The sequence below is a fragment of the Mycobacterium sp. E136 genome, assembly GCF_001666865.1.
In the GTDB taxonomy this organism is placed as follows: domain Bacteria; phylum Actinomycetota; class Actinomycetes; order Mycobacteriales; family Mycobacteriaceae; genus Mycobacterium.
The window spans coordinates 1-5,510 of sequence record NZ_LZJE01000402.1 but is presented as its reverse complement, the minus strand read 5'-3'; the positions used below and the strand labels follow the sequence as shown (position 1 = coordinate 5,510).

The 5,510-nt window shown below is 67.7% G+C and carries 5 protein-coding genes; 4 read left to right on the top strand and 1 reads right to left on the bottom strand.

Annotated elements, in window-relative coordinates; genetic code table 11:
- A partial coding sequence (locus tag A5698_RS27610) for a serine/threonine-protein kinase (protein WP_068303735.1) occupies positions 1-661 on the bottom strand: 661 nt, incomplete at its 3' end.
- Positions 662-740: 79 nt separating this feature from the next.
- Here A5698_RS27610 and A5698_RS27605 point away from each other — a divergent pair.
- The 4 genes from A5698_RS27605 to A5698_RS27590 all read left to right on the top strand — a co-directional run.
- A complete protein-coding gene (locus tag A5698_RS27605) occupies positions 741-1,715 on the top strand; it encodes a 4-(cytidine 5'-diphospho)-2-C-methyl-D-erythritol kinase (RefSeq protein ID WP_068303732.1) in 975 nt (324 codons plus the stop codon).
- A 374-nt stretch (positions 1,716-2,089) separates the two neighbouring features.
- Positions 2,090-3,724 (top strand): fatty acyl-AMP ligase, encoded by a 1,635-nt coding sequence (locus A5698_RS27600; protein WP_068303729.1) that lies wholly within the window; start codon positions 2,090-2,092, stop codon positions 3,722-3,724.
- Between the two features lie 68 nt (positions 3,725-3,792).
- On the top strand, positions 3,793-4,758 hold the full coding sequence (locus tag A5698_RS27595) for an ATP-binding cassette domain-containing protein (RefSeq protein WP_068303725.1): 966 nt from the start codon (positions 3,793-3,795) through the stop codon (positions 4,756-4,758).
- A 20-nt stretch (positions 4,759-4,778) separates the two neighbouring features.
- A partial coding sequence (locus A5698_RS27590) for an ABC transporter permease (RefSeq protein WP_156670926.1) occupies positions 4,779-5,510 on the top strand: 732 nt, incomplete at its 3' end.

Genomic DNA, 5,510 nt, shown 5'->3' with positions numbered 1-5,510 from the left:
ACCGCGGCGGCGGGTGATGCAGGTGCGCCTCGACCAGCCCCACTCGGGAGTCCTCCCGATACGGCGGCGATCCGGTGATCAGCTCGACCGCCGTGCACGCCAGCGCGTATTCGTCGGTGGCCTCCGACGGCGCCCGCCCGGCGATCAACTCCGGGGCCGAGTACGGCAGCGAGGCCTCCACCTCCATCGGACGACGACAGAAGTCGTCGGTCAGCTCGACGGCCACCCCGAAGTCGATGAGCACTGCGCGCGAGCCGTCGGGCTCGATCAGGATGTTCGCGGGTTTGACATCGCAGTGCACGATCGCGCGGTTGTGGATGTAGTCGAGCGCATCGGCGATCTGGCCGAGGGCGGCCAGACGTTCGGGCACTGTCCGCAGGCGCTGCGCCCCGCCACCGGCGACGAACTCCATCGTCAGCCACCCCGGGCCCCGTTCGTACACGGTCACGATGTGGTGGTGATCGAGCCGGTGGGCGAACTCGAACTCCCGTCGCAGGCGGGCCGCGTGGGCGCGGTCACGCGCGTGGTCGTCGAGGACCTTGAGCGCGACCACCCGCGCCGGGTTCTCGGCGTCGTGCACCCGGTAGACCGTGGCGGATCCGCCTCGGCCGAGAATCTCGTCGACCACGTAATCGTCGAACCGGTCGCCGACGGAGAGCACGAGCTCAGACTAATGCCGGCGGCGGCGTGCACCTTCGGAGACGGCTGCCCGCGCTCTGTCCCTCCGATAGTGTCGTGACGTGCCAGGCTGGAACGGGAACACCGCCTCCGAGTGGGTCCCCACCGGATCGGTCACCGTGCGGGTGCCCGGCAAGGTCAACCTCTATCTGGAGGTCGGTGACCGCCGCGACGACGGCTATCACGAACTCACCACCGTGTTCCACGCCGTGTCGCTGCTCGACGAGGTCACCGTCCGCAACGCCGACATGCTGTCGCTGGAGATGTCCGGTGAAGGCGCCGAATCGCTACCCGCCGACGAACGCAACCTGGCGTGGCAGGCGGCCGAGTTGATGGCCGAGCACGTGGGCCGCGCCCCGGACGTGGCGATCACGATCGACAAATCCATCCCCGTCGCCGGCGGGATGGCGGGCGGCAGCGCCGACGCGGCCGCAGTGCTGGTGGCGATGAACACCCTCTGGGAGCTGGGCGTGCCGCGCCGCGACCTCCACACGCTGGCGGCGCGGCTCGGCAGCGACGTGCCGTTCGCGCTGCACGGGGGGACCGCGCTCGGCACGGGCCGCGGCGAGGAGCTGGCGACGGTGCTGGCCCGCACGACCTTCCACTGGGTGCTGGCGTTCGCCGACGGGGGGTTGTCGACACCGGCGGTCTTCACCGAGATCGACCGGTTGCGCGAGTCGGCGGGACCCGACCGCGAGGCCCCGCCGCGCCTCGACGATCCCGAGCCCGTGCTGGCGGCGCTGGCGTCCGGCGATGCCGCGCAACTCGCCCCGCTGCTCGGCAACGACCTGCAACCCGCCGCGCTGAGCCTCGACCCGGGGTTGCGCCGTACGCTGCGGGCCGGCATGGAGGCCGGGGCGTTGGCCGGCATCGTGTCCGGATCCGGCCCGACGTGTGCCTTCCTGTGCGCATCGGCGGGTCAGGCCGTCGATGTGGGCGCGCAGCTGGCAGGCGCGGGCGTATGCCGCACCGTGCGGGTGGCCAGCGGCCCAGTCCAGGGCGCCCGGGTGGTGCCGACACCGTCCACCTCGGTTTAGTCCGTCAGACGTTGGTTGGGCACCTTACGTTCGAGACAAGGTCTACACGACTGTGCGCGGCCGCCGGAGAGTGTGAGCCAGACCTCAATAATCGCGACAGTTTGGCGACTACTTAAGAGTTGCTTAAGATGACCGATGGTGAAGATTAGCTGTCACGCATCGGACGCGATGATCTTTCCCGCCGGTGACTTCGGTGGGCGTCTCGTCGGATACGGCGCAGGTTTTGGTGCATCACCATTTCGAGACTCAACCGCTCCCGAATCGTGCGCGCGCCTACGCAAAAGCGCCTCCGATCAGGCGGAGCATATGACGTGGGCATTTGCGCTGGGGCTGATGTCGCCGGCGCAGCGGCTCCAGAAACCGAGGAGGTCGTCGTGAGCCGATTCACCGAGAAGATGTACCGCAACGCCCGCACCGTTACGACGGGCATGGTTACCGGTGAACCGCACGAACCGGTCCGGCACACCTGGGGTGAGGTGCACGAGCGGGCGCGCTGCATTGCTGGTGGCCTGAAGGAGGCCGGCATCGGCCTGGGCGACGCCATCGGCGTGCTTGCCGGCTTCCCGGTCGAGATCGCCCCGACCGCGCAGGGTCTGTGGATGCGCGGCGCCAGCCTGACCATGCTGCACCAGCCCACACCCCGCACCGACCTCGCCGTGTGGGCCGAGGACACCATGAATGTCGTGCGGATGATCGAGGCCAAGGCCGTGATCGTCTCCGAGCCGTTTCTGGTGGCAGTCCCGGTGCTCGAAGAGCAGGGCATCAAGGTTCTGAAGGTCGACGACCTCCTGACGTCCGAGCCGGTCGATCCGATCGACGTCGGCGAGGACGATCTCGCCCTGATGCAGCTGACGTCCGGATCGACGGGTTCGCCCAAGGCGGTCCAGATCACCCATCGCAACATCTACTCCAACGCCGAAGCGATGTTCATCGGCGCCGAGTACGACGTCAACAAGGACGTCATGGTCAGCTGGCTGCCGTGCTTCCACGACATGGGCATGGTCGGCTTCCTGACGATCCCGATGTACTTCGGTGCGGAGCTGGTCAAGGTCACGCCGATGGACTTCCTGCGGGACACCCTGCTGTGGGCCAAGCTCATCGACAAGTACAAGGGCACGATGACCGCGGCGCCCAACTTCGCCTATGCGCTGTTCGCCAAGCGGTTACGCCGCCAGGCCAAGCCGGGCGAGTTCGATCTGTCGTCGCTCCGCTTCGCATTGTCGGGAGCCGAGCCCGTCGAGCCTGCGGACGTCGAGGATCTGCTGGACGCGGGTGCGCCGTTCGGGCTGAAGCCCGACGCTATCTTGCCCGCTTACGGAATGGCCGAGACCACGCTTGCGGTGTCGTTCTCGCCGTGCGGAGCGGGTCTGGTCGTCGACGAGGTCGACGCCGATCTGCTGGCCGCCCTGCGCCGTGCCGTGCCTGCCACCAAAGGCAACACCCGGCGCCTGGCCTCCCTGGGCCCGCTGCTGCGCGACCTCGAGGCGCGCGTGATCGACGAGCAGGGCAACGTGATGCCGCCGCGCGGCGTCGGCGTCATCGAACTCCGGGGCGAGTGCCTGACGCCCGGTTACCTCACCATGGGTGGATTCATCCCCGCGCAGGACGAGCACGGCTGGTACGACACCGGCGACCTCGGCTACATCACCGAGGAAGGCAACATCGTCGTGTGCGGCCGCGTGAAGGACGTCATCATCATGGCGGGCCGCAACATCTATCCGACCGACATCGAGCGGGCCGCGTGCCGCGTTGAGGGTGTTCGACCGGGTTGTGCGGTCGCCGTGCGGCTAGACGCGGGGCATGCGCGCGAGACGTTCGCCGTCGCCGTCGAGTCCAACTCGTGGCAGGACCCTGACGAAGTGCACCGCATCGAGCGGCAGGTCGCCCACGAGGTGGTGGCCGAGGTCGACGTGCGTCCCCGCAACGTCGTCGTACTGGGACCTGGCACCATCCCGAAGACGCCGTCGGGCAAGCTGCGCCGCAGCAACTCGGTTTCGCTCGTCACTTAGCACCCCGCGCTGGGTCTACGGGCAGCTGGGATAACGAGCTGTCGGTGGATGTCGATACGGTCGGTGTGATGCCTTCCGCCCCTGCCATCGAGGCGATCGATCTCGTCAAGCGCTTCGGCGACGCCCCCGGTGGACCGGCGGTCGACCACGTCAGCTTCATCGTTCCGCCCGGTACCGTGTTCGGCCTGCTCGGCCCGAACGGTGCGGGCAAGACCACCACGGTGCGGATGATGACGACGCTGACCGCACCCACCAGCGGGACCGCCCGCGTCGCGGGCTACGACGTCGTTCGCGAACCCGACCAGGTGCGCCGCAACATGGGGCTGACCGGTCAGGTCGCCACCGTCGACGAACTGCTCACCGGCCGCGAGAACATCCGATTGATCGGCGGGCTCTACGGCATCCGCAGGAAGGACCTCAGACGGCTGGGCGATCAACTGCTCGATCAGTTCTCGCTCGCCGACGCCGCCGACCGTGTGGTGAAGTCCTACTCGGGCGGCATGCGCCGCCGCCTCGATCTCGCGGTGAGCTTGCTGGCATCGCCACCGGTGTTGTTCCTCGACGAGCCGACCACGGGCCTGGATCCGCGCAGCCGCAGCGAATTGTGGGAGGCACTAAGGGAATTGGTCAGACAGGGCACCACGCTGCTGCTGACCACGCAGTACCTCGAGGAGGCCGATCAACTCGCCGACAACATTTTGGTGATCGACAAGGGTCGCATCATCGCCGAGGGGTCGCCGCTCGAGCTCAAACAACAGGCGGGCAATGCCAGCCTGGTCGTCACCGTGACGAAAGCCGAGGACCTGCCTGCCGCCGAGGCCCTGCTGGCGAGAGGCGGCGCCGAGGTGTTCGTCAACGCGGGCGCCCGCGAGTTGACCGCGCCCGCCGACGGACTCGACGACATGATCCGCGTCGCGGGGTGGCTGCGGGAGAGCGACATCGCGGTCGACGACATCGGGTTGTCGCGACCGAGCCTCGACGACGTGTTCCTGTCTCTGACCGGCCATCGCAGCGAAGAGGAGGACGACGCGTGACCGCCGAAGACGTCGAGACCATCGCGCCGCCCGCTCAGATCCATGCCCGACGGGTGCCGCTGCACACCCCGAACATCGCCCAGCAGTCGTGGATCATGGTCAAGCGCAACCTGATCCACACCAAACGCATGCCCGAGATGCTCAGCGACGTCACCGCTCAGCCCATCATGTTCGTGTTGCTGTTCGCATTTGTGTTCGGCGCCTCGATACCCAATCCTGGAGGAACGAACTATCGCGAGTTCCTGCTGCCCGGCATCCAGGCGCAGACCATCGTGTTCTCGGCGTTCGTCGTGGCATCCGGCATCACCGCCGACGTCGAGAAGGGCATCATCGACCGGTTTCGGTCGCTGCCGATCTCGCGGTCGTCGGTGCTCGTCGGCCGCAGCATCGCCAGCTTGATCCACTCCTCGCTCGGCGTGGTGGTGATGGCGCTGACGGGCCTGGCGATCGGGTGGCGGATCCGGGGAAGCGTCGCCGAGGCGGTGCTGGCCTTCGCCCTCGTCCTGGTCTTCGGATTCGGCATGATCTGGTTCGGCATCCTGATCGGATCGCTATTGCGCACCGTCGAAGCCGTCAACGGCGTGATGTTCACCGTTCTGTTTCCGATCACGTTCCTGGCCAACACGTTTGTGCCCACCGAGCCGATGCCGCACTGGCTGCGGGTGATCGCCGAATGGAATCCGGTGTCGTCGCTCGCTCAGGCGATGCGTCAATTGTGGGGCAACGGCGGCCCCGCGCCGGAAAGCGCGCAG